This is a genomic window from uncultured Porphyromonas sp. (assembly GCF_938039215.1).
Taxonomy (GTDB): Bacteria; Bacteroidota; Bacteroidia; order Bacteroidales; family Porphyromonadaceae; genus Porphyromonas.
On sequence record NZ_CALHVI010000002.1, the window covers coordinates 1 to 22533 of the forward strand.

Consider the following 22533-nt stretch of genomic DNA (forward strand, 5'->3'; position numbering starts at 1 on the left):
AAAACCTACTGTGGGTCGTCCTTGCGACCTACGGTAGGTCGTCGATGCGACCCACAGTGGGTTTTATTTGCCCTCTTCCCGAGGGTGCTCTCCGACTGCTCCAGACAGTGCCCTTTCTCCTCGTGGATACGGTCCGATTCTTCCTAGCGGGCAAGCCCTTCCTTCTCCAGCTCCTTTTCTAGGTCTCCGATCTGTCCCCATTCGATAGCCTCATTGAGGGGAAGGTGTCGGGGGGACTCTTCTACACTACCTATAAATACTGTACCTTTGCAGGATAAAATCAATATATCACCTAGACAAAAAACAAATGACCTCAAAAGAGATCCGCGAGTCATATAAAGCCTTCTTTAAGAGCAAGGGGCATACGATCGTACCATCGGCTCCGATGGTCATCAAGGGCGACCCTACCCTGATGTTCACCAACGCAGGGATGAACCAGTTCAAGGACATCATCCTCGGCAATGCCGAGATCAAGCACAGCCGTGTGGCGGACTCCCAGAAGTGTCTCCGCGTCAGTGGTAAGCACAACGACCTCGAGGAGGTCGGGCACGATACCTACCACCACACGATGTTTGAGATGCTGGGGAACTGGTCCTTCGGTGACTACTTCAAGCAGGAGGCGATCGACTGGGCGTGGGAATATCTGACCGAGGTCCTGAAGCTTTCGCCCGAGCGTCTCTATGTGACGGTCTTCGAAGGGGCTCCTGCCGAAGGGCTCGAGCGTGATGATGAAGCAGCTGCTATTTGGGAGAAGCATCTACCCAAGGAGCGCATCATCAACGGCAATAAGCATGACAACTTCTGGGAGATGGGAGACCAAGGCCCCTGCGGTCCTTGCTCCGAGATCCATATTGATATTCGCTCCGATGAGGAGCGCAAGGCTGTAGATGGCCTTTCGCTCGTCAATCAGAGCCACCCACAGGTCATCGAGATCTGGAACCTCGTCTTCATGCAGTACAACCGCAAGGCCGATGGTTCACTCGAGCCCCTGCCTAATCGTGTCATCGATACGGGGATGGGCTTCGAGCGTCTCTGCATGGCGATGCAGGGCAAGACTTCGAACTACGATACCGATGTCTTCACGCCCATGATCCAGGCGATCGCTACGCTGACGGGTGTCGAATACGGGGTAGATGCTAAGTCGGATGTCGCTATGCGTGTCATCGCAGACCATATCCGTACCATCGCCTTCGCTATCACCGATGGTCAGCTCCCCTCCAATGCCAAGGCTGGCTATGTGATCCGCCGTATCCTTCGCCGTGCCGTGCGCTATGGCTATACCTTCCTCGGTCGTCGTGAGGCCTTCATGTACAGCCTCCTACCCGTGCTCATTGAGACGATGGGTGATGCTTACCCTGAGCTCGTCGCTGGTCGTGAACTCATCTCTAAGGTGATGCGTGAGGAGGAAGAGAGCTTCCTGCGTACGCTGGAGACGGGTATTCGTCTGCTGGATAAGCAGATCGAAGAGGCTAAGAAGGCGGGTAAGACCGTCCTGGACGGACACGATGCCTTCGTCCTCTATGATACCTATGGCTTCCCCCTTGACCTGACGGCACTGATCCTGACGGAGCAGGGGCTGAGCGTCGATGAAGCGGGCTTCGATAAGGCCATGCAGGAGCAGAAGGAGCGTGCACGCAATGCCGCTGCCATCGATGCTGGTGACTGGCAGGTCGTCAGCGAAGGCTCTGCTGTACGCTTCGTAGGCTACGATGCTCTGGAGTGCACGACCGAGATCCTCCGCTACCGTGAGGTGAAGCAGAAGAATGCTACCTTCTACCAAGTAGTGCTCTCCGAGACTCCCTTCTATGCAGAGATGGGGGGGCAGGTCGGAGATAAGGGCTTCCTCATCGCTCCCGATGGTGCGAAGTATGAGATCTTCGACACGAAGCGTGAGAATAACCTCGCCATCCACCTGATGAAGAAGCTCCCCGCCTCGCTCGAGGGAGAATTCCGTGCTGTGGTCGACGAAGAGCGTCGCCGTCGCATCGAGGCTAATCACTCGGCTACTCACCTACTGCACGAGGCTCTTCGTGAAGTCCTCGGCGCACATGTCGAGCAGAAGGGGTCGTTCGTCTCGGATGAAGTGCTCCGCTTTGACTTCGCTCACTTTGCGAAGGTCGAGCCCGAGCAGCTCCGTGCTGTCGAGCGCATCGTCACGAGCCGTATCCGTGCCTGCATCCCACTGCAGGAATTCCGAGAGGTGCCCATCGACGAAGCTCGTGAGATGGGTGCTATGGCCCTCTTCGGTGAGAAGTACGGGGATCATGTACGTGTCATCCGCTTTGGCTCTTCTACGGAGTTCTGCGGGGGGACGCACGTGGCTTCTACGGGTGTCATCGGTACGCTTCGCATCACTAGTGAGTCTTCTGTCGCCGCTGGGGTACGACGCATCGAGGCGGTGACCGGCGAAGCAGCAGAAAACTACCTCTACGAGCAGGCCGACCTAATTGATAGTATCCGCCAGCTCTTCAACAATAGTCCTCAGCTGATGACGGCTATCCGCAAGACCCTCGAGGAGAATGCAGAGCTCGGTAAGCAGGTCGGAGAATATGTTCGTGAGCAGATCGCCGAGAAGAAGCGTCAGCTCCTAGAGAAGCGTGTCGAGGTGGGTGGTGTACGCCTCTTCCTCGTCGAGAAGGAAGTGCCCGCTGAGGTCGTCAAGGACATCGCCTTCCAGATCGCAGGTGAACTCCAAGAGCCCTTCGTCTTCGTAGCGGCTTGTGTCGATCCTAGCTCTCAGAAGCCTAGCCTTACACTGATGATCAGCAAGGACCTAGTCGAGTCAAGAGGCTGGAATGCCTCTCAGCTCCTTCGCTCCGCTGCTAAGCACATCCAAGGCGGTGGTGGTGGTCAGCCCCACTTCGCTACGGCTGGCGGTAAGAACGTCGATGGGCTTAACGCTGCCGTCGATGAACTTCTCGGAGCCATGGAGCTGAAGGCTTAGTCTACGCCCTGTACGGATGATCATCGGTACACAGATACTCGATCGCAAGCTCCCCTCAGTCGCTGAGGGGCTAGCTTGCGATCGTTTGTTTATCCTCCTTGAGGAGCAGGTGAGTGAGCTTCATCCCGAGCTCATCCCTCAGCTCAGCGCCTCGCTATCTGAGCCGCCTACCACCCTCATCCTCTCAGGAGGAGAGGAGAGTAAGACGACGGAGCGCCTCGGAGCGCTGTGGGCTTGGCTCAGCGAAGGTGGGGCAACTCGTCGTAGCGTCTTGGTCGTCATCGGCGGAGGAGCCTTCCTCGACCTCGGGGGCTTTGCTGCCTCGACCTACATGCGAGGCATTCGCACGGTCTATGTGCCGACGACGCTCCTCTCAATGGTGGATGCTTCGGTAGGAGGGAAGACGGCTATTGACTTCCTCGGCGTGAAGAACCTCATCGGCTCCTTCCATCCAGCAAGCGAAGTCCTTGTAGATATTGATTTCCTCTGCACGCTCCCAGTCGAAGAGCTCCTATCGGGCTATGGTGAGGTGATCAAGCACGCTACCTTGATGGGTGCTGAGGCTTGGCGGGAAGTCCTCCATATAGGTGACCCCATGGGTCTGACGGACGAGGAGTGGCAGGCGCTCATCGAGAAGAGCATCGCCTACAAGACCTCGGTCGTCGAAGCTGACCCCCGTGAGCAAGGTCTTCGCCGCATCCTCAATATCGGCCACACGGTGGGGCATGCGCTGGAGGCTTATTCGCACGCGAATCCTTCCCTTCGCTCCCTACCTCATGGGGAGGCGGTCATCTTCGGTCTGCTCATCGAGAGCTATATCACTTCGCTAGTGAAGGGAGGGGATCGCACCTATATCCGCCAGCTGATGGCTCTGGCTCGGGAGCTATACTCACCCTACTACTATACCTGCAAGGCTTATCCAGAGCTCCTCAGGCTCATGCGTCAGGATAAGAAGAATACAGCGGGGGCGATCACGATCATGGGAGTCATAGCGCCTGGTGAGATCGTACCCATAGAGGTCGAAGATGAAGGGCTAATTCGCGAAGGATTGGACTTTCTTAGGGAGACATTTGGTAATTAACCATCTTCTCCTTACCTTTGCAGCGCAAAAGGGTAATCCTCATAGTAGGATGCCTAGAGCACTCGGGATGTAGCTCAGCCCGGTTAGAGTACTCGTCTGGGGGGCGAGTGGTCGCTGGTTCGAATCCAGTCATCCCGACTGAAGAGCGGGTAGAAGCAAGATACAGCTTCTACCCGCTCTATTTTTATATCTAGAGCCTCCGTGAGGTAGCTCTTCTATCAGATGCAGGGTATCTATCGTAGAAACATGGGGTCTCTATGGTACAAGTCCCCTACAATCTTTGTATTTTTGTGATACAAACATAAATTATCACTCGGCACCTGAGTCTTAGCTTCGGTGTCAGCAAGGCAAAAGAAGAATATGTATCGCACTACTACCTGTGGCGCTCTGCGCCTCAGCAATGTCGGGGAGCAAGTGACGCTCGCTGGCTGGGTTCAGAAGGCTCGCCGTATGGGTGGCATGACCTTCATCGATCTCCGTGATCGCTATGGGATCACACAGCTTGTCTTCAACGAAGCACTCGTCGGAGAGGCTCTTGTGGCCGAGGCAGAGAAGCTCGGACGTGAGTATGTCATCCAGATCACGGGCGAGGTCACTGAGCGAGAGAACAAGAATCCTAAGCTCACCACAGGGGATATCGAGATCGCTGTGTCGACGCTACGCATCCTCAATCCCGCCGAGGTACCACCCTTCACCATCGAAGATGATACCGACGGGGGGGATGATCTTCGCATGAAGTACCGCTATCTGGATCTACGTCGTGGCTGTGTCCGCTCCAATCTCGAGCTCCGTCACCGCTTCGCCCTAGCGGTACGTCGCTATCTGGATGCTGAGGGCTTCCTCGAAGTCGAGACTCCCGTCCTCATCAAGTCTACCCCCGAAGGGGCACGTGACTTCGTCGTCCCCTCACGCATGAACCCCAATCAGTTCTATGCGCTACCTCAGTCTCCTCAGACCTTCAAGCAGCTCTTGATGGTGAGTGGCTTCGATCGTTACTTCCAGATCGTTAAGTGCTTCCGTGACGAAGACCTTCGTGCAGACCGTCAGCCCGAGTTCACACAGATCGACTGCGAGATGAGCTTCGTCGAGCAGGAGGATGTACTAACGATCTTCGAGGGGATGACACGTCACCTCTTCAAGGAGCTCCTTGATCTAGATATTCAGACCCCCTTCCCACGTATGAGCTGGCACGAAGCCATGAAGCGCTACGGATCGGATAAGCCCGATACCCGCTTCGGTATGGAATTCGTGGAGCTGAAGGATGTACTCTCTGGGCATGGCTTCTCTGTCTTCGACGATGCCGCCTATATCGGAGGGATCTGCGCCGAGGGAGCAGCCAGCTATACCCGTAAGCAACTGGATGCACTGACGGACTTCGTCAAGCGTCCTCAGGTCGGTGCTAAGGGCCTCGTCTATGCACGTGTAGAGGCTGATGGCTCGGTCAAGAGTAGTGTGGATAAGTTCTACACTCAGGAGACCCTCCAGCAGCTGGCACAGACGATGCAGGCCAAGCCTGGTGATCTCATCCTCATCCTCTCGGGTGATGATGCGATGAAGGTACGCAAGCAGCTCTGTGAGCTTCGTCTCGAAGTGGGTAGCCAGCTTGGACTGAGAGACAAGAGCAAGTTCTCCTGTCTCTGGGTCGTGGACTTCCCGCTCTTCGAGTGGGACGAAGAGACACAGCGCTTCTACGCTATGCACCATCCCTTCACCTCGCCTAAGCCCGAGGATGTACCCCTGCTGGAGACCGATCCAGGGGCGGTACGAGCCAATGCCTACGATATGGTCATCAACGGCGTAGAGGTCGGAGGCGGATCGATTCGTATCCACGACAGCAAGTTACAGGCACGGATGTTTGACCTCCTAGGCTTCACCCCTGAGCGAGCTCAAGAGCAGTTCGGCTTCCTGATGAATGCCTTCAAGTACGGGGCTCCTCCTCACGGGGGCTTGGCTTATGGTCTTGACCGCTTCGTCTCGCTCTTCGCAGGGCTGGATAGCATCCGAGACTGCATCGCCTTCCCCAAAAATAATGCTGGACGTGACGTGATGATCGACGCTCCTTCGCTGATCGATCAAGAGCAGCTCGATGAGCTCTATCTCAACCTCGTCCCTGCTACTAAGTAAGAATAATCGCACGACTACAGTACGACCTATGGTATACCGCTTATTGATGCTCTCGGATGAGAATGATTTCTTCAAGAGAGAGATACAGATCGACTCGGAGGCTACCTTCCTAGAGCTAAACGATTTCATCCTTGATTCCCTCGGCTACGCTCATGATGAGCTGACCACCTTCCACCTCTGTGACGAGGACTGGCAGAAGGAGCAGGAGGTGACGATGATGGATATGGGCATGAGTTCGGACGAAGACAGCTATCTGATGTCTGAGACCGCTCTGGAGGATCTCCTTGATCAGAAGGGGCAGCATCTCTTCTTCGTCTTCGATATGCTCTCCGAGCGAGGCTTCTTCATCGAGCTGGCAGAGCTCATCCCAGGGAAGAGTCTCGATAAGCCTGTCGTCACCCATGCTGAGGGTAAAGCCCCCAAGCAACTTGCTTCTATCGAAGAGGCTGCCGCTCGAAGTGCTACTCCAGGAGGAGCGGATGCTTGGGACGAAGAGGTCTTCGATGAAGACTCGATCGACGAAGGCGATATTGACCTCGAAGGCTTCGATATAGCGGATGCTGAGAGCCTCTACTAGGTGCATGCCTGAGACGCTCCTTGTACTCGTCGGTCCGACGGGGGTAGGGAAGACGGCTCTGAGCATTCGCCTAGCACAGCGCTTCGGATGTAGCATCCTCTCGGCAGACTCTCGTCAGATCTTCCGTGAGCTACCCATCGGCACAGCTGCCCCCTCCCTAGAGGAGCGGGCGGCTGTGCCTCATTATTTTGTAGGGGAGCGCTCGGTGATGGAGCCTTACAGCGCAGCGATGTTTGAGGCGGAGGCTATGGCACTGCTCTCTCGGCTCTTTGCCGAAGGGGAGCGACCGATCGCTCTGGTGTCGGGTGGCTCGATGATGTATGTCGATGCCCTCTGCCACGGGATCGATGAGATGCCCGACGTGCGTGATGAGGTGCGACAGGCGGTGTGGCGACGCTACGAAGAGGAAGGCCTTGATGGGATCTTGGGCGAACTGAAGATCCTTGATCCCGACTATTACCATTCGGTAGACCCGAAGAACTATAAGCGTGTCCTCCACGGCTACGAGGTCTCGCTCTCTACGAGACGACCCTTCTCCTCCTTCCACTCGGGTCGGAAGAAGGAGCGCCCCTTCCGCATCATCAAGCTGGGGCTTACCCGAGAGCGGGAGGAGCTCTATGAGCGCATCGATCGCCGTGTGCGTATGATGCTGGAGGCGGGGCTCGTAGAAGAGGCTCGTAGGGTCTATCCTCAGCGCCACCTCAATGCGCTGAATACCGTCGGCTACAAGGAACTCTTCGCCCACTTCTCGGGAGAGATAGACCTCGAGGAAGCAGTGCGCCTCATCCAGCGCAATAGCCGACACTATGCCCGCAAGCAACTCTCTTGGTGGCGACGGGACGAGGAGATTCGCTGGTTCGATGCCGAGGACTGGGACGGGATCATCCGCTACCTAGACACAGCGCTGGAGCAGGGAGAGAAGACCCCGCCATCCCTTCGCTAAGGCGCAAGGAAAAAGCACCCCATACATACCACCCCCAAGTGACCCATACATGGGTCACCGAAGGAGCCCATTCATGGGTCGCTCGGGTACCCCATTCATGCCTCTCTCCCGAGGGGCATGAATGGGGTACTTCTTTTCTCTACATCGCTAATGGAAGGGATGAGCCTGAGGAGGAAGGGAGAGTGCATCATCCCCAGAGGTTTAGATCTGGGGCATCACCATGCCCGAGAGTTGATGATCTTCTGCTTGTAAACTATAGACCTTCCTAGCCTCTTCCTGTGTTGCATCCCATGACCAGCCCCTATGGTTTGGCTTATTCGGAAGTAGAGTGAGCGGGGAGTTGACTAGGTTTCACTGTTGGTGTTTTGATTATAAATTGAATGTGTCTACCTTTAGAGCAAAGAGGATAACAAGTGCCCTCAAAAATACCCCTTCAGGAGCTTGGCAATCCCTTTGTAGCAACGCCTCATCATCTACCAAGCGCAGGGTAGGTGTCCCAGATATTCAGCCGTAGGCAAACAGCTGTATGAAGAACCCATCTTGTCATCTACTACATGAGGCGATAGAGGATCCTGCAGACCGCATAGCCTGCTTCTAGAGGAGGGTATCTCCCATCCGCTTACTCTAATAGATACAACGCATTGCCTTCACCCCGATCTAAAAACCCAAACGATATGAAATCACTAGCGACCCTACTTATCACCGTGAGCATGCTACTCTCCAGTTTGGCCCTGCATGCACAGCGATCGACGGAGTTCTTTTACCTCGGCAACGTGTACTGCAAGACGAAGGCCGGAGTCGAGCAACGTTTCCCCTATCTCCCCGTCTACTTATCCCGCCAAGATAAGCCCAATGACATCATCGCCGTCACGATAACGAATGCCAATGGGGAGGCCTCATTCAAGGGTGTTCCTATAGACCCCTACAAGGATCATATCCTCACGGTGCATCTACCGAGTGGTATGTACCGCTTTCTCCGAACCCCTATTGAAAAGAACCCAGGCTTCAGAGGCAATATTAGTACGCATATTCGACTTGATGCTCTAGAGAAGTACCTCACATCATCGACGATCGTCCCGAAGAAGGCAGATGCTGATAAGCTGGCACTTGACCTTGCGACGAGCGCCATTAAGGGCGCTCAGCGGAAGGGTACGACGATCTCCGATGCAGAGGGGCTTAACTACAAGCTCTTCATCTCAGGGCATCTGGTGCAGGACAAGAGGCTTGCGGATGCGCTCCTCCAAGTAAGGGGGAGCGATCTCGACAAGATAGTCATCACGCACCCGCTGCAGGCGAATGACTACTTCGCTGGATCAATCGACTTCTTTGTCCGGGATGTACCCCTACAGAAACTTACCCCCATGACCTTTACCCTAGAGCGTCTATGAATAAGTCCTGCTTGATAGCGCTCCTCCTCATGATCGCCCCCTTGAGTCTCCTCGCTCAGGTCGAGGTGCGGGGACAGGTGGAGGATGCGAAGACTAAGGAGCCGATCACCCTTGCCTCCGTCACCCTCGTGAGTGAGCGGGACTCGACGCTCGTACTCAGAGGGGCTACCGACCTTCAGGGAGGCTACCTCTTCAGTGATGTCAAGGTCGGGCGCTACCTCCTGCGTATCAGTTCTCTCGGCTACAAGCCTCTGGAGCGACGGCTTCGTGTCGTGATGCCCAGCCAAGGGATCTCGATGGAGCTCCTCGATGAGCTACAGCAGGATAGTCAGGTGCTGGATGATGTGGTGGTACAGGCTCAGGCTACGCATCAGCGAGCCGACCGTAGGGTGATCACCTTCGACAGGGAGACTGTCCAGGAGGCACTACATAGCTATGATCTGCTCAAGACCCTTCCCACGGTCAGCTTCGACGTGATGCACGACCGCATCAAGGGAGCTATGGGTGGGGAGGTGCAGCTCCTGATCAATGGGGTACGCTCCACGAAGACGGATGTGCTCATGCTCCCTAAAGAGAAGATCAAGCGGGTAGAGGTATATGATATCCCTCCTGCTCGATACCGATCTGTGGAGTGTGTGATCAATATCATCGTCTCCGGGCTAGATGATGGCTACATCGTAGGAGGCTCCCTCAGGCACGCCTTCACGACAGGCTTCGCTAATGATGAGGCCTATGCCTCTCTGATCCGTGGCCGGCACAAGCTGAGCCTGGAGTACACACTGAACTATCGGGACTATCGAGATCGTGAGTCGCTCGCCGAGTATCGCTACAGCCTAGATCATCGGGCGTTACAGCTCACCTACTCGGATCATGATGCCTTCGGGTATACGACGCACAGCCCCGCCCTCAAGTACGCCTACGTAGTGGATGACCGCTACCTATGGGAGGCTCGCCTACAGCCGAGAGCTGAGCGACGCTTCTCCGACAATATCGGCTCGGGTCTCTACACTGTAGACGGAGTAGCTGGGGAGAAGCTGACCACCACGGGTAGGGATAGGACCCAGCAGTTCAATCCTTCGCTTGACCTCTACCATTGGCGTAAGCTCGGGGAGAAGGACGAACTAAGCTTCAACCTCGTGGGGACGCTCTTCTCCACCAAGCGAGAGACGAAGACCCGAGAGCAGGGCGTCACTACAGGGCTCACTAGCTACGAGGACTTCATGAAGCTGGACAATAGTAAGCGTTCGCTCATCCTCGAGCTAGCACACACCCGAGAGACGGGACTTTTACGGATCAGTTCGGGCTACAGGGGAGAGGTCTCCTTCCTACATTCGCAGGTAGACAATCACTTCGGCCTCCTCGACTATACCAGCCGTACATGGCAGAACTACGGCTACAGTGAGATCTCGGGGCGTCAGGGGAGACTGCTGTATCGTGTGAGCCTAGGCTTGACCCACACGCTCAATCATTCGAGCTACCGCTCCTACAGTACCCTCGCCTTCACCCCGAAGGTCGTACTCGGCTATAGCCTAGGTGGAGGCAGTGACCTGCGCTTGATGTACGATGACGAGCCCATCCTGCCTAGTCTGGAGCAACTCAGTAGCAATCGCAGACGAGCTACCCGTGATATCACTACCGTAGGTAATCCCCAGCTGGAGAATGCGCATATGCGTAAGCTGACCGCTATGTATACGTATATCAAGGGGATCTTTGACATCAAGCTGGTAGGTCTCTATAGCCACACACATCGCCCGCATATCCAGGCTATGAAGCGTGAGGGGGTAGGGATCACGTTCGCTCCGATCAATGGAGCATGGAGTGACGAACTTGCTGCGGGGGCTAGGGTGGTCGTCAAGCCCTTTGGTGACAACACCCTGCTTCTAGATACGTACCTCATACCTACGTATAGTAGACTTCGCTCATCGGAGATTAGTTATGATCGTGGCTCGCTCTATGGTATGTTTTCGCTGACGGCCCAGCATAAGGGGCTACAGCTCTATTATAAGTACGCCCTCCCGACTTATACCTATGATTCGGGCTACGCCTCTCGTATGGAGCCAGAGCATACTGCCTCGATCTCCTACCGCTTGGGGAATTGGAAGTTCTCTGCCTCGATGCTATTCATCGGGACTCCGGCCTACTATCATGAGTATACGCTCGGTGAGCGTCTCGTCCAGTGGGGTACTAAGACGTGGATCCATGACAATAAGAATATGATCCTCCTTGGGGTGTCCTATCACCTCTCACGAGGCAAGGATAAGACCTACTCGAAGAACCTTCAGAACGAGGATGCCTCTTCCCCTACCTTATAGCTCTCCCTCACTACCCCCCGCCCGAGAGGCCCAGCTACGATAGGGGAGAAGAGCTCCCATGCATACTCCACTAAACTGACCCATGCATGGGTCACCGAAGGATCCCATTCATGGGTCGCTCGGGTACCCCATTCATGCCTCTCTCCCGAGGGTCATGAATGGGGTACTTCTTTTCTGTAGCCTGCTACGGGATGGAGTGTCGCCTAAGGAGGGTAGGAAAGCAGCCCATCCCACTAGGATAGAGCCAACTGATGAATCCCTATATAATTCGTATCTTTGCCCCTACTTGTAGCTATATGCTACAGACAAATGACTTCGATACAACTAATGATGAGAATCAGCCATTCCATACGTCGCTCTTGTATCGGTATCTTCGCACTGCTCCTGCTCTGTGTGGTGGGTGCCTCTGCGCAGGTGCTGCGCAAGCCCACCTTCATCGACTATATCCGCACCTATCAGGCCGAGGCTAGACGACAGATGGATCGTCACGCTATCCCAGCAAGTATCACGCTGGCGCAAGGCTTGATCGAGACGGGGGCAGGTACAAGTACCTTGGCCCGAGAGCACAACAATCACTTCGGGATCAAGTGTCACTCGACCTGGTCAGGCCGACGCACCTACCGCCGAGATGATAACCCCAATGACTGCTTCCGTAGCTATCCCTCAGTCAAGGACAGCTACGATGATCACTCCCTCTTCCTCAAGGCTCGACGCTATCAGCGCCTCTTCGCCCTACGCTACGATGACTATCGAGGTTGGGCAAAGGGACTTCAGCTCTGTGGCTATGCCACCAACAAGGGCTATGCTAATATGCTGATCAAGGTCATCGAAGACTATGAGCTCTATACCTTCGACCATGGGGAGTACCCTACGTGGTACTCGGGAGGAGGCTCTGCACCTCGTCGCTCGAAGAGCTCTCGTAGCTCCTATGACGGGCCACAGCGTCCGTCCTACCTCAGCTATGGCCTCTTGTACGTCCTCGCTGACCAGAACGACACCTATGAGCGTATCGCTGCCGATATGGGGATCTCTGCGAAGAAGCTCGCTAAGTACAATGATACCCCCGAGGACTTCCCTCTGAACGAAGGGGATATCGTCTACCTAGAACCTAAGAATAAGGAGGCCTCGCCTCGCTATTCTACCTATACTGTGCGTATCGGAGACTCCATGCATGACATCGCTCAGCGCTATGGTATTCGTCTCGATCGCCTCTACAAACTCAACGACAAGGACGGTGACTATGTCCCCGAAGAAGGCGATATCCTCCGTCTGCGCTAACTACTCACGACTATACTTGATCCGACATTTATGAATGAGCGCTATATGCAGCGTGGTGTCTCGGCCTCGAAGGAGGATGTGCACAACGCCATTCGCAATGTAGACAAGGGGCTTTACCCTAAGGCCTTCTGTAAGATCATCCCTGATATCCTCGGGGGCGATGAAGCTTACTGCAATATCATGCACGCCGATGGTGCGGGCACCAAGTCCTCTCTAGCCTATATCTATTGGAAGGAGACGGGTGACCTCTCCGTCTGGAAGGGCATCGCACAGGATGCGCTGATCATGAACATCGATGACCTGCTCTGTGTGGGTGCTGTCGATGGGATCTTAGTCTCCTCCACGATCGGTCGCAACAAGCACCTCATCCCCGGAGAAGTCATCGCCGCCATCATCAATGGTACAGAGGAGCTCCTAGCAGAGCTTCGTGATCAAGGTATAGGTGTCTATGCTACGGGCGGTGAGACCGCTGATGTGGGCGATCTCGTACGTACCATCATCGTCGATAGCACGGTCACTTGCCGTATGAAGCGCTCGGATGTCATCGACAATGCTCGCATTCAGGCGGGAGATGTCATCGTCGGGCTAGCCTCCTTCGGTCAAGCTACCTATGAGACGAGCTACAACGGCGGTATGGGAAGTAATGGTCTGACCTCTGCCCGCCACGATGTGCTGGAGCATAGCCTAGCTAGCCGCTTCCCCGAGAGCTACGATGCTGCTACACCTGACGACCTCGTCTATAGTGGCTCCAAGGCTCTCACAGAGCCCATCTCTGGTACCCCCCTCGATGCAGGACGACTCATCCTCTCTCCGACACGTACCTATGCCCCGATCATCAAGGCGATCCTCGACGAGCTCCGTCCCGAGATCCACGGTATGGTGCACTGCTCGGGAGGAGCTCAGACTAAGGTGCTTCACTTCGTCGAAGGGAAGCACGTCATCAAGGACAATATGTTCCCCATCCCTCCGCTCTTTGACTTGATCCAGAAGGAGAGCGGTACACCTTGGGCAGAGATGTACAAGGTCTTCAACATGGGCCACCGTATGGAGCTCTATGTCTCCCCCGAGCATGCCGCTCGTATCATCGAGATCTCCGAGCGCTTCGGAGTACCAGCCCAGATCATCGGCCGAGTAGAGTCTGCCGAGAAGAATCACCTCACTATTAACTCTCCCTACGGAGAGCTTCACTACGAATAAAAGCTACCCAATACACCTACATGGCAACGGACAACGACCTGCTTAGTCGTATCGAGAGCTTGGAGATACGTTTCCAAGAGATCACATCACTCATCACAGCCCCCGATATCATCGCTGACCAAAAGCGCTTCATGAAGCTCAGTAAAGAGTACCGAGATCTGGAGCGCATCCTCGACAAGGGGAAGGAGTATCGCAACCTTCTAGGGAATATCCAAGAGGGACGTGAGACCCTAGACTCTGAGTCAGACCCCGAGCTACGTACTATGGCTCGTGAGATGATGCAGGAGGCTGAGGAGCGTATCCCTTCCCTCGAGGAGGAGATCAAGCTCCTTCTGATCCCAGCAGACCCCGAGGATGCTAAGGATGTGGTCATGGAGATCCGTGGCGGTACGGGCGGTGATGAGGCTGCGCTCTTCGCTGGCGACCTCTACCGCATGTACGTACGCTACTGCGAAGGCCGAGGCTGGACTACCGAGGTCACGAGCATGAGCGAAGGTACGGCTGGCGGCTACAAGGAAATCATCTTCACCGTCTCTGGTGACGGGGTCTATGGAGTCCTCAAGTACGAGAGCGGTGTCCACCGTGTCCAGCGTGTCCCCGAGACGGAGACTCAGGGCCGTGTACATACCTCAGCGGCCTCCGTCGCTGTACTCCCCGAAGCAGAGGAGGTCGACGTAGTCCTCAACCCCGCAGATATCGAGATGCAAACCGCTCGCTCTGGTGGTGCTGGGGGACAGAACGTGAATAAGGTCGAGACCAAGGTCCAGCTTACCCACAAGCCTACGGGGATCGTCGTCGTCTGTCAGCAGGCACGTACCCAGCTGGCTAACCGTGAGCTCGCTATGCAGATGCTTCGTACGAAGCTCTACGATATCGAGCTGACGAAGCACAACGAAGAGATCGCTGCTCGACGTAAGACCATGGTATCTACGGGTGACCGCTCGGCCAAGATCCGTACCTACAACTATCCTCAGGGTCGTGTGACCGACCACCGCATCAACCTGACGCTCTACAACCTCTCTGCGATCATGTCGGGCGATATTCAGCCCATCATCGATGAGCTGATCATCGCTGAGAACATCGAGCGTATGAAGGAAGCAGCCCTTTAGCTTAGAGCCCTCTAATCCTCCACGATAAACCCACTCCAGAGTAGATCAAAGACTATGACAAGAGACGAACTATTTGAGAATATCAAGAGGAAGAAGTCCTTCCTCTGTGTCGGCCTAGATACCGATGTGCGCAAGATCCCCCAGTTCCTGCTGGAGGAGGATGATCCCATCTTCGCCTTCAACAAGAGGATCATCGATGCGACGGCTCATCTGTGCGTGGCCTATAAGCCCAATCTCGCTTTCTATGAGAGTATGGGTTCCTTCGGCCTGCAAGCCTTTGAGAAGACTGTGGAGTACATACAGACGAACTACCCCGATCAGTTCATCATCGCCGATGCCAAGCGTGGTGATATCGGGAATACCAGCGATATGTATGCCCGTAGCTTCTTCGAGCATCTCAAGGTCGATGCCCTCACCGTAGCCCCCTATATGGGGAGTGATAGCGTCCTGCCCTTCTTGAAGTATCCTGGACGCTGGGTGATCCTGCTGGCTCTGACCTCCAACGAAGGAGCCTTCGACTTCCAGCTCTCTCAGGTAGACGGCGAGGAAGCACTCTTCGAGCGTGTCCTACGCAAGAGTAAGGAGTGGGGGAGCAGTGACCAGCTCATGTACGTCGTCGGAGCTACCAAGGCAGACATGCTCGAGCGTGTACGTGCCATCGTCCCCGATGCCTTCCTCCTCGTCCCTGGTGTCGGGTCGCAGAACGGTAGCCTAGAGGATGTAGCACGCTTCGGACTGAATAGCCAGTGTGGGCTCCTCGTCAATGCTTCTCGTAGCATCATCTATGCTGATAGCACGGAGGCCTTCGCCAATGCTGCTGGTGCCGAAGCAGAGAAGCTACGCCGACAGATGGCTGATATACTCATCAAGAATAAGCTGGTCGAAGCCTAAGCGCTCCGGCAGAACTAAGATAAGACCGAACATGCAGTTTAGTGCCGCCCAGATAGCACCACTCATCTCCGGGAAGATAGAGGGCGATAGCTCTGTCCTCGTCTCCAACTTTGGGAAGATCGAGTCAGCTAAGGCTGGTGACCTCGCCTTCTTAGCTAACCCTAAGTACGAGGCATACGCCTATACAACCGAAGCATCCATCCTTCTCGTCGCCGACGACTTCGCTCCGAAGCAACCCATCTCCGCCACCCTCATCCGTGTGGCTGATCCCTACGCTGCACTTGCTCAGTTGATGCAGCTCGTCGAGCAGCAGACAGCCCCTGAGCTCCGAGGTATCTCCCCCGATGCTCGCTGTGCTGATAGCGCAGAGCTTGGCGAAGATCTCTACATCGGAGCCTTTGCTTGCATCGAGGAGGGAGCTAAGATCGGGCGAGGCTGTAAGATCTATCCCTTTGCCTACATCGGTCGAGGGGTTACCCTTGGGGAAGGGACGATCGTCCATCCTCATGCGACACTTTACCACGGAGTGAAGGTCGGCGCTCGCTGTATCATCCACGCTGGGGCAGTCATCGGAGCCGATGGCTTTGGCTTCGCACCCGAGGCGGATGGCTACCATAAGATCCCTCAGCTGGGGAGCGTCTTAATAGAGGATGATGTCGAGATCGGGGCGAATACTTGTATCGACCGAGCTGTCATGGACAATACGGTCATCCGCCGAGGTGTCAAGCTCGATAACCTCGTGCAGATCGCACATAACTGCCTCGTCGGCGAACATACCGTCATGGCTGCCCAAGTAGGCCTCGCAGGCTCCTCTGCTATCGGCTCATGGTGCCGCTTCGGTGGGCAGGTCGGTGTCGGTGGCCATATCTCCATCGGCGATCGTGTCGAGATGGGAGGCCAGACGGGGGTCATCAGCAATGTTGCCTCGGGTAGTGTCCTGATGGGATCACCAGGGATACCCCTGCGGGAGGCACTGAAGAGCTTCGTCCTTCAGCCTAAGCTCCCCGATATGTACCGTCGCCTACAAGCACTGGAAAAGGAACTAGCAGAACTGAAACAACAAGCAACACAAGAGCATTAGATAATGAATATGCAGAAGACACTTAAGGCTCCCTTCTCCCTCTCGGGCAAGGGGCTACATACGGGCCTAGATATCGAGATCACCTTCCTGCCAGCACCTGCTGGTACGGGACGTGTCATCCGTCGAGTAGACCTCGAGGGTGCCCCAGAGATCCCCGCCCTATCAGAGTTCGTCAAGGGTACGGAGCGAGGTACTGTCCTCGTCAAGGGAGAAGCCTCCGTCAGCACGGTAGAGCACGCTATGGCTGCTCTCTATGCTAAGGGAGTAGACAACTGTATCATTGAGGTCAATGCTCCCGAGTTCCCCATCCTTGATGGGAGCTCACGTCTCTATGTAGAGGCGATCAATGAGATTGGTCTCGAGGAGCAGGAGCTTCCCGTCGAGTACTACATCGTCAAGCGTCGTCAGGAAGTCGTCTCGGCTGATGGTCGCTCACGCATCGTCCTCCTACCAGACAATAAGTTCGGTATCGATGTGCACATCTCCTTCGACTCTCCCGTACTGAACAACCAGTTCGCATCACTCGAGGACTTCAAGGACTTCGATACGGAGATCGCTTCGTGCCGTACCTTCGTCTTCGTTCGTGAGGTAGAGGCGCTTCTTGCTAACAATCTGATCAAGGGAGGTGACCTCGACAATGCCCTCGTCATCTATGATGAGCCTATGAGTTCGGAGCAGCTCAATAAGATCTGTGATCTGATGCACGTCGAGCACAAGTCCGACCTATCGCTGGGCTATATCAACAATGCACCGATCATCTTCCCCAATGAGCCTGCACGCCACAAGCTCCTCGATGTGCTCGGTGACTTGGCGCTCATCGGTCGTCCTATCCGTGGTCGCATCCTAGCTTACTGCCCAGGGCACAAGATCAACAATGAGATGGGCTCTAAGATCCGTAAGGATATCAAGCTCAATGAAGCTCAGGCTCCTCTCTATGATCCCAATGCAGAGCCTATCCTCGATGTCAATCGTATCCGCGAACTCCTGCCTCACCGCTATCCCTTCTTGATGGTGGACAAGATCATCGAGATCGGACCAGACTACATCGTTGGGGTCAAGAGCGTCTCGGGCAATGAACCCTTCTTCCAGGGGCACTTCCCTACGGAGCCCGTCATGCCAGGGGTACTTCAGGTAGAAGCGATGGCTCAGGTCGGAGGTCTGCTCGTGCTCCATACTATCGACGATCCAGAGAAGTATTCGACTTACTTCATGAAGATCGACAACGTGAAGTTCCGTCAGAAGGTCGTCCCCGGTGATACGCTTGTCTTCAAGCTCCGCCTGCTCTCTGAGATCCGCCGAGGAGTGGCTAACATGCGTGGTCTAGCCTTCGTCGGAGAGAAGCTCGTCTGTGAAGCTGAGTTCATGGCTCAGGTAGCAAAGAATAAGTAACCAATACAAACAAGGTGCCCTACCTCCTCTCCAGAGAGGAAGCTGGGCCCCTTGTCTATATGAATATATCCTATATGTCCCAACCCAATATTAGTCCCCTTGCAAGCGTCCATCCTGAGGCTAAGCTAGGAGCAGATGTCATCGTCCATCCCTTTGCCGTCATCGAGGAGAATACCGAGCTCGGAGAGGGGTGCATCATCGAGAGCCATGCCGTCATCAAGAGTGGTGCTCGTCTAGGTAAGCACTGCCACATCCATTCGGGTGCTGTCATCGCAGGTATTCCTCAAGACCTGAAGTTCGTCGGCGAAGAGAGTGTCGCCATCATCGGTGATCATACGATGGTGCGTGAGTGCGTCACGGTGAACCGTGGTACGGCTTCCCGTGGGAAGACCGTCGTCGGTAGCTACTGCTTGCTGATGGCCTATTCGCATGTCGCTCATGACTGCGTCCTCGGTGATCATGTGATCCTCGGGAATGCCACCCAGCTGGCTGGCGAAGTAGAGGTCGATGACTATGCGATCCTCAGCGGTGGCTCACTGGTCCACCAGTTCGTCCGTATCTCCAAGCATGTCATGCTGCAGGGCGGCTCTCGTGTGAACAAGGATATCCCTCCCTACACGCTCATCGGTCGTGACCCTATCGTCTACTGCGGGATCAATATCGTCGGGCTACGTCGTCGTGGCTTCACCAACGAGCAGATCTTCCGTATCAACGATATCTATCGTACCCTCTACCAGCGTGGGCTCAACAATACTGAGGCCTTCCGTGTGATCGAGGAGGAGATCCCCGAGAGCTACGAGCGTACGCTCATCCTTGACTTCATCCGCTCCTCCGAGCGAGGTATCGTGCGTGGCACGATGGACTAAGTCTCGACGTACACTCGGATCATACACACTTCTCTATGCAGAAGATTTATGCGGGCAAGCAGCTTGAGATCCTCTATGCTCAGGCAGCACAGGTAGACAAGCTCTCAGCCATTGATCATATCGATCGGGCAGCCTCGGCTTTCGAGCGGGAGCTACTGCGGCACTACACCCTCGGGGGGCGTAAGATCTACGTCTTCGCTGGGGCGGGTCGCTGTGGTGCCTATGCGCTTGCCGTCGCTCAGCTCTTGGCACGTAGAGGTCACTCGGTCTTGACCTACCTCTTCTATCGGAATGGTCAGCTCTCCGAGGCTTGTGAGGAGGTGAGGAATCAGCTCCCACAAGATGGCTTCCGTCTGGAGGAGATCTATACAGAGTTCACTCCGCCACGTATCGCCTCACGTGACCTTATTGTTGATGGGCTCTTTGGTGCAGAGCTACAGACCCCGCTTGCGGATGGCTATGTAGCACTCTCGGGTTTCCTCAATGCTTCTAAGGCTCCGATCGTCAGTATCGAGCTCCCCTCGGGGCTCTTTGCAGAAGACAATTCGGGTAATAGCCTAGAACATGTCATCCGTGCCGAGCGTACGATCGCCTTCGATAGTCCTAAGCTTGCGTTCTTCTTCCGAGAGAATGATCCCTATGTGGGTGCTTGGTCTTGCCTTTCCCTTGGGATCAGTCCACAGGCACAGAAGGATCTAGAGACTCCCTACTATCATATCCAAGATGAGGCGCTTATCCGAGCGCTTGATGAGCGACCACGCTTCAGTGTCGAGCTCCCTCGAGGGAAGGTCCTCTTCCTAGTAAATGATACGGGGCATGCTGGGCGTACGCTCCTTAGCTCACGGGCAGCCTCACGGGCGGGATGCGCGGAGGTCCATGCTTCGGTGCCTGCGGAGGAAGTCCTTCCTCTGGAGCTTGCTCATCCCGAACTAACGGTCTACCCTCTAGAGCAGGGGCAATCTCTCTTCTTGGGCAACCTCAATGCCTACCGCACGGTGGTCGTAGGTGAAGGCTTCGGTCGAAGCCTCAGATCACTAGAGATCTTCGTATCACTGCTGACATCTAATCCTCGTCCGCTGGTGATCGATAGCGATGGTATTGCGCTGCTGTCCATCGATCGGAAGCTCATGGAGAGCCTTCCCTCGAAGAGTGTCCTCATCGCTACACATGAAGAGCTGGATGAGATGATGGGCTATCTTGGCTCAGATCGGGAGCGTCTGGAGCAAGCTCTGGAGCTGGCACGACGATATGATATCTGCTTCATCCTTCGTGGCACCTATTCAGCGGTATGTACACCACAGGGGACGGTCTTCTTCGACACGACGGGCAATACGGGTATGCAGACCCGAGGTACGTCTAATGTCCTCTCTGGGGTCATCGCAGGGCTCCTAGGACAAGGCTATCAGTCCATCACGGCTTCCGTCTTGGGGCTTCACCTTGTAGGGCTCTCGGCAGAACTCTATGCAGGGCGCTATTCGGAGCGAAGCCTTACTGCTTCGAGCTTGATCGATCTTCTAGGCGAAGCTTACCATCAGCTCGAGGCTGAGTAAGAAGGCTTCCTGTTAAGCAAAAGAAATAGGGGCTGTACCACCAATCGGGTGGTACAGCCCCTATTCTTTGTTGGGTTCCTACGAGCGAATTAGTCCAGCGGATGAACCATATCCTCTGGGCGTACCCACTTGTCGAACTCTTCTTCGGTCACGTAGCCGAGGCGAAGGGCTTCTTCCTTGAGCGTCGTGCCGTTGCGGTGTGCAGCGTTAGCGATCTCAGCAGCCTTGTAGTAGCCGATGTGCGTATTGAGAGCGGTGACGAGCATCAGGGAGTTGTTGAGCAGCTCCTTGATGCGTGGGTGGTTAGGCTCGATACCGGAGACGCAGTGGATATCGAAGGAGACAGCTGCATCGCCTAGGAGCTGAGCGCTCTGGAGGAAGTTAGCAGCCATGACGGGCTTGAAGACGTTCAGCTCGAAGTGTCCCTGCATACCGCCGACGGTGATCGCTACATCATTGCCTGCTACCTGAGCGCAGACCATGGTGAGAGCCTCGCACTGGGTGGGATTGACCTTACCTGGCATGATGGAAGAGCCTGGTTCGTTGGCGGGGATGATGATCTCACCGATACCGCTGCGAGGACCAGAGGCAAGGAGGCGAATGTCGTTAGCGATCTTGTTGAGGGAGACAGCTACCTGCTTGAGAGCTCCGTGGGTCTCTACGATCGCATCGTGAGCAGCAAGCGCTTCGAACTTATTCTGAGCCGTGACGAAGGGTAGCCCTGTGAATTCTGCGATATGACGAGCTACGACGACATCATAGCCCTTAGGCGTATTGAGCCCCGTACCGACGGCCGTGCCACCGAGAGCTAGTTCAGCCAGATGGGGAAGGGTGTGCTCGATGGCACGGATGCCATGCTCGAGCTGAGCTGCGTAGCCGCTGAATTCCTGTCCGAGGGTCAGAGGAGTAGCGTCCATCAGGTGGGTACGACCGATCTTCACGACATCGGCCATTTCCTTTGCCTTGGCATCAAGAGCCTTGTGGAGCTGGCGAAGGCCAGGCAGAGTCACTTCGACGACCTTCTTGTAGCAAGCGATGTGCATGCCGGTGGGGAAGGTGTCGTTGGAAGACTGGGACTTATTGACATCGTCATTGGGAAGGAGGGTCTTTTCACCTTCGCCGATGACCTTGCCTGCGAGCTGGTGAGCACGGTTAGCGATGACCTCGTTGACGTTCATGTTGCTCTGCGTACCCGAGCCCGTCTGCCAGATGACCAGAGGGAACTGATCGTCGAGCTTCCCTGCGAGGATCTCATCACAGACGGCAGCGATCAGGTCACGCTTCTCTACGGGCAGGACGCCGAGTTCATGGTTGGCATAGGCTGCGCCCTTCTTCAGGTAGGCAAAGCCTCGGATGATGTCCAGAGGCATGGAAGCGGGTTGACCGATCTTGAAGTTGTTGCGAGAGCGCTCGGTCTGAGCACCCCAGAGCTTGTCGGCAGGTACCTTGACTTCGCCAAGGGTGTCCTTTTCGATTCTGTAGTCCATACTTATATGTGTTTATGTCTCAAGTGAGCAGTAGGCTGCTGTGCTAGGCCCGTTGAGTCGCCATAGCCACAGACTAAGGCAAAAATACAAATAGATTTTGGGAATACCTAGGGAGTCTGCTTGGGGAAAAGGGGGGAAGAACCCTGAGGAAGAAGGAGGCTCTAGATAAGCTCCCTTGGCCCGATCTCTAGGGCATTCGGCTCCCCTTGTATGAGGCCGAAGAGAAGGGTGCTCTGTAAGGCCTGCAGAAAACCTACTGTAGGTCGTCGATGCGACCCACGGTAGGTCGGTCGACCGACCCACAGTAGGTTTTTTC

17 protein-coding genes and 1 tRNA gene are annotated in these 22533 nt (G+C 55.3%); 17 read left to right on the top strand and 1 reads right to left on the bottom strand.

Annotation, left to right across the window (positions count from 1 at the left end; genetic code table 11):
- The 17 genes from Q0336_RS00010 to Q0336_RS00090 all read left to right on the top strand — a co-directional run.
- Positions 1–182, top strand: a 182-nt coding sequence (locus tag Q0336_RS00010; protein WP_298523937.1) for a hypothetical protein, incomplete at its 5' end; no start/stop codon positions are given.
- 125 nt (positions 183–307) lie between these two features.
- Positions 308–2944 carry an alanine--tRNA ligase gene (gene alaS / locus Q0336_RS00015; protein ID WP_298523939.1) on the top strand — a complete coding sequence of 879 codons (2637 nt, stop codon included), beginning with the start codon at positions 308–310 and terminating at the stop codon, positions 2942–2944.
- A 16-nt stretch (positions 2945–2960) separates the two neighbouring features.
- On the top strand, positions 2961–4025 hold the full coding sequence (gene aroB / locus Q0336_RS00020) for a 3-dehydroquinate synthase (protein WP_298523941.1): 1065 nt from the start codon (positions 2961–2963) through the stop codon (positions 4023–4025).
- A gap of 63 nt (positions 4026–4088) precedes the next feature.
- Positions 4089–4163 (top strand) — tRNA-Pro (locus tag Q0336_RS00025).
- A 222-nt stretch (positions 4164–4385) separates the two neighbouring features.
- Complete coding sequence (aspS, locus tag Q0336_RS00030) at positions 4386–6149, top strand: aspartate--tRNA ligase (protein ID WP_298523943.1); 1764 nt, start codon at positions 4386–4388, stop codon at positions 6147–6149.
- Positions 6150–6177: 28 nt separating this feature from the next.
- Entirely contained in the window at positions 6178–6726 is a 549-nt protein-coding gene (locus tag Q0336_RS00035) for a hypothetical protein (protein WP_021667190.1), read from the top strand.
- Between the two features lie 4 nt (positions 6727–6730).
- The gene (gene miaA / locus Q0336_RS00040) at positions 6731–7669 is read left to right on the top strand and encodes a tRNA (adenosine(37)-N6)-dimethylallyltransferase MiaA (RefSeq protein ID WP_298523946.1); all 939 of its coding nucleotides are present in this window, start codon (positions 6731–6733) and stop codon (positions 7667–7669) included.
- A gap of 674 nt (positions 7670–8343) precedes the next feature.
- Positions 8344–9057 carry a hypothetical protein gene (locus Q0336_RS00045; RefSeq protein WP_298523947.1) on the top strand — a complete coding sequence of 238 codons (714 nt, stop codon included), beginning with the start codon at positions 8344–8346 and terminating at the stop codon, positions 9055–9057.
- Positions 9054–11369, top strand: a complete 2316-nt coding sequence (locus tag Q0336_RS00050) for a carboxypeptidase-like regulatory domain-containing protein (RefSeq protein ID WP_298523949.1) — start codon at positions 9054–9056, stop codon at positions 11367–11369. The genes Q0336_RS00045 and Q0336_RS00050 overlap by 4 nt, the downstream gene beginning before the upstream one ends.
- Positions 11370–11696: 327 nt before the next feature.
- Entirely contained in the window at positions 11697–12647 is a 951-nt protein-coding gene (locus tag Q0336_RS00055; protein ID WP_298523951.1) for a glucosaminidase domain-containing protein, read from the top strand.
- A gap of 30 nt (positions 12648–12677) precedes the next feature.
- On the top strand, positions 12678–13844 hold the full coding sequence (locus Q0336_RS00060) for an AIR synthase related protein (RefSeq protein ID WP_366139510.1): 1167 nt from the start codon (positions 12678–12680) through the stop codon (positions 13842–13844).
- A gap of 20 nt (positions 13845–13864) precedes the next feature.
- Positions 13865–14953 carry a peptide chain release factor 1 gene (gene prfA, locus Q0336_RS00065; RefSeq protein WP_298523953.1) on the top strand — a complete coding sequence of 363 codons (1089 nt, stop codon included), beginning with the start codon at positions 13865–13867 and terminating at the stop codon, positions 14951–14953.
- A 54-nt stretch (positions 14954–15007) separates the two neighbouring features.
- Positions 15008–15844: an orotidine-5'-phosphate decarboxylase gene (gene pyrF, locus Q0336_RS00070; RefSeq protein ID WP_298523955.1), complete on the top strand. Its 837-nt coding sequence runs from the start codon at positions 15008–15010 to the stop codon at positions 15842–15844.
- Between the two features lie 31 nt (positions 15845–15875).
- Positions 15876–16925: a UDP-3-O-(3-hydroxymyristoyl)glucosamine N-acyltransferase gene (gene lpxD, locus Q0336_RS00075; protein WP_298523957.1), complete on the top strand. Its 1050-nt coding sequence runs from the start codon at positions 15876–15878 to the stop codon at positions 16923–16925.
- Between the two features lie 3 nt (positions 16926–16928).
- Positions 16929–18314, top strand: a complete 1386-nt coding sequence (locus tag Q0336_RS00080) for a bifunctional UDP-3-O-[3-hydroxymyristoyl] N-acetylglucosamine deacetylase/3-hydroxyacyl-ACP dehydratase (protein WP_298523960.1) — start codon at positions 16929–16931, stop codon at positions 18312–18314.
- Between the two features lie 74 nt (positions 18315–18388).
- Entirely contained in the window at positions 18389–19180 is a 792-nt protein-coding gene (gene lpxA / locus Q0336_RS00085) for an acyl-ACP--UDP-N-acetylglucosamine O-acyltransferase (protein WP_298523963.1), read from the top strand.
- Positions 19181–19215: 35 nt separating this feature from the next.
- A complete protein-coding gene (locus Q0336_RS00090; RefSeq protein WP_298523965.1) occupies positions 19216–20730 on the top strand; it encodes an NAD(P)H-hydrate dehydratase in 1515 nt (504 codons plus the stop codon).
- Between the two features lie 89 nt (positions 20731–20819).
- Here Q0336_RS00090 and fumC read toward each other — a convergent pair whose 3' ends face one another.
- The gene (gene fumC / locus Q0336_RS00095) at positions 20820–22217 is read right to left on the bottom strand and encodes a class II fumarate hydratase (protein WP_298523968.1); all 1398 of its coding nucleotides are present in this window, start codon (positions 22215–22217) and stop codon (positions 20820–20822) included.
- Positions 22218–22533: the final 316 nt, after the last annotated feature.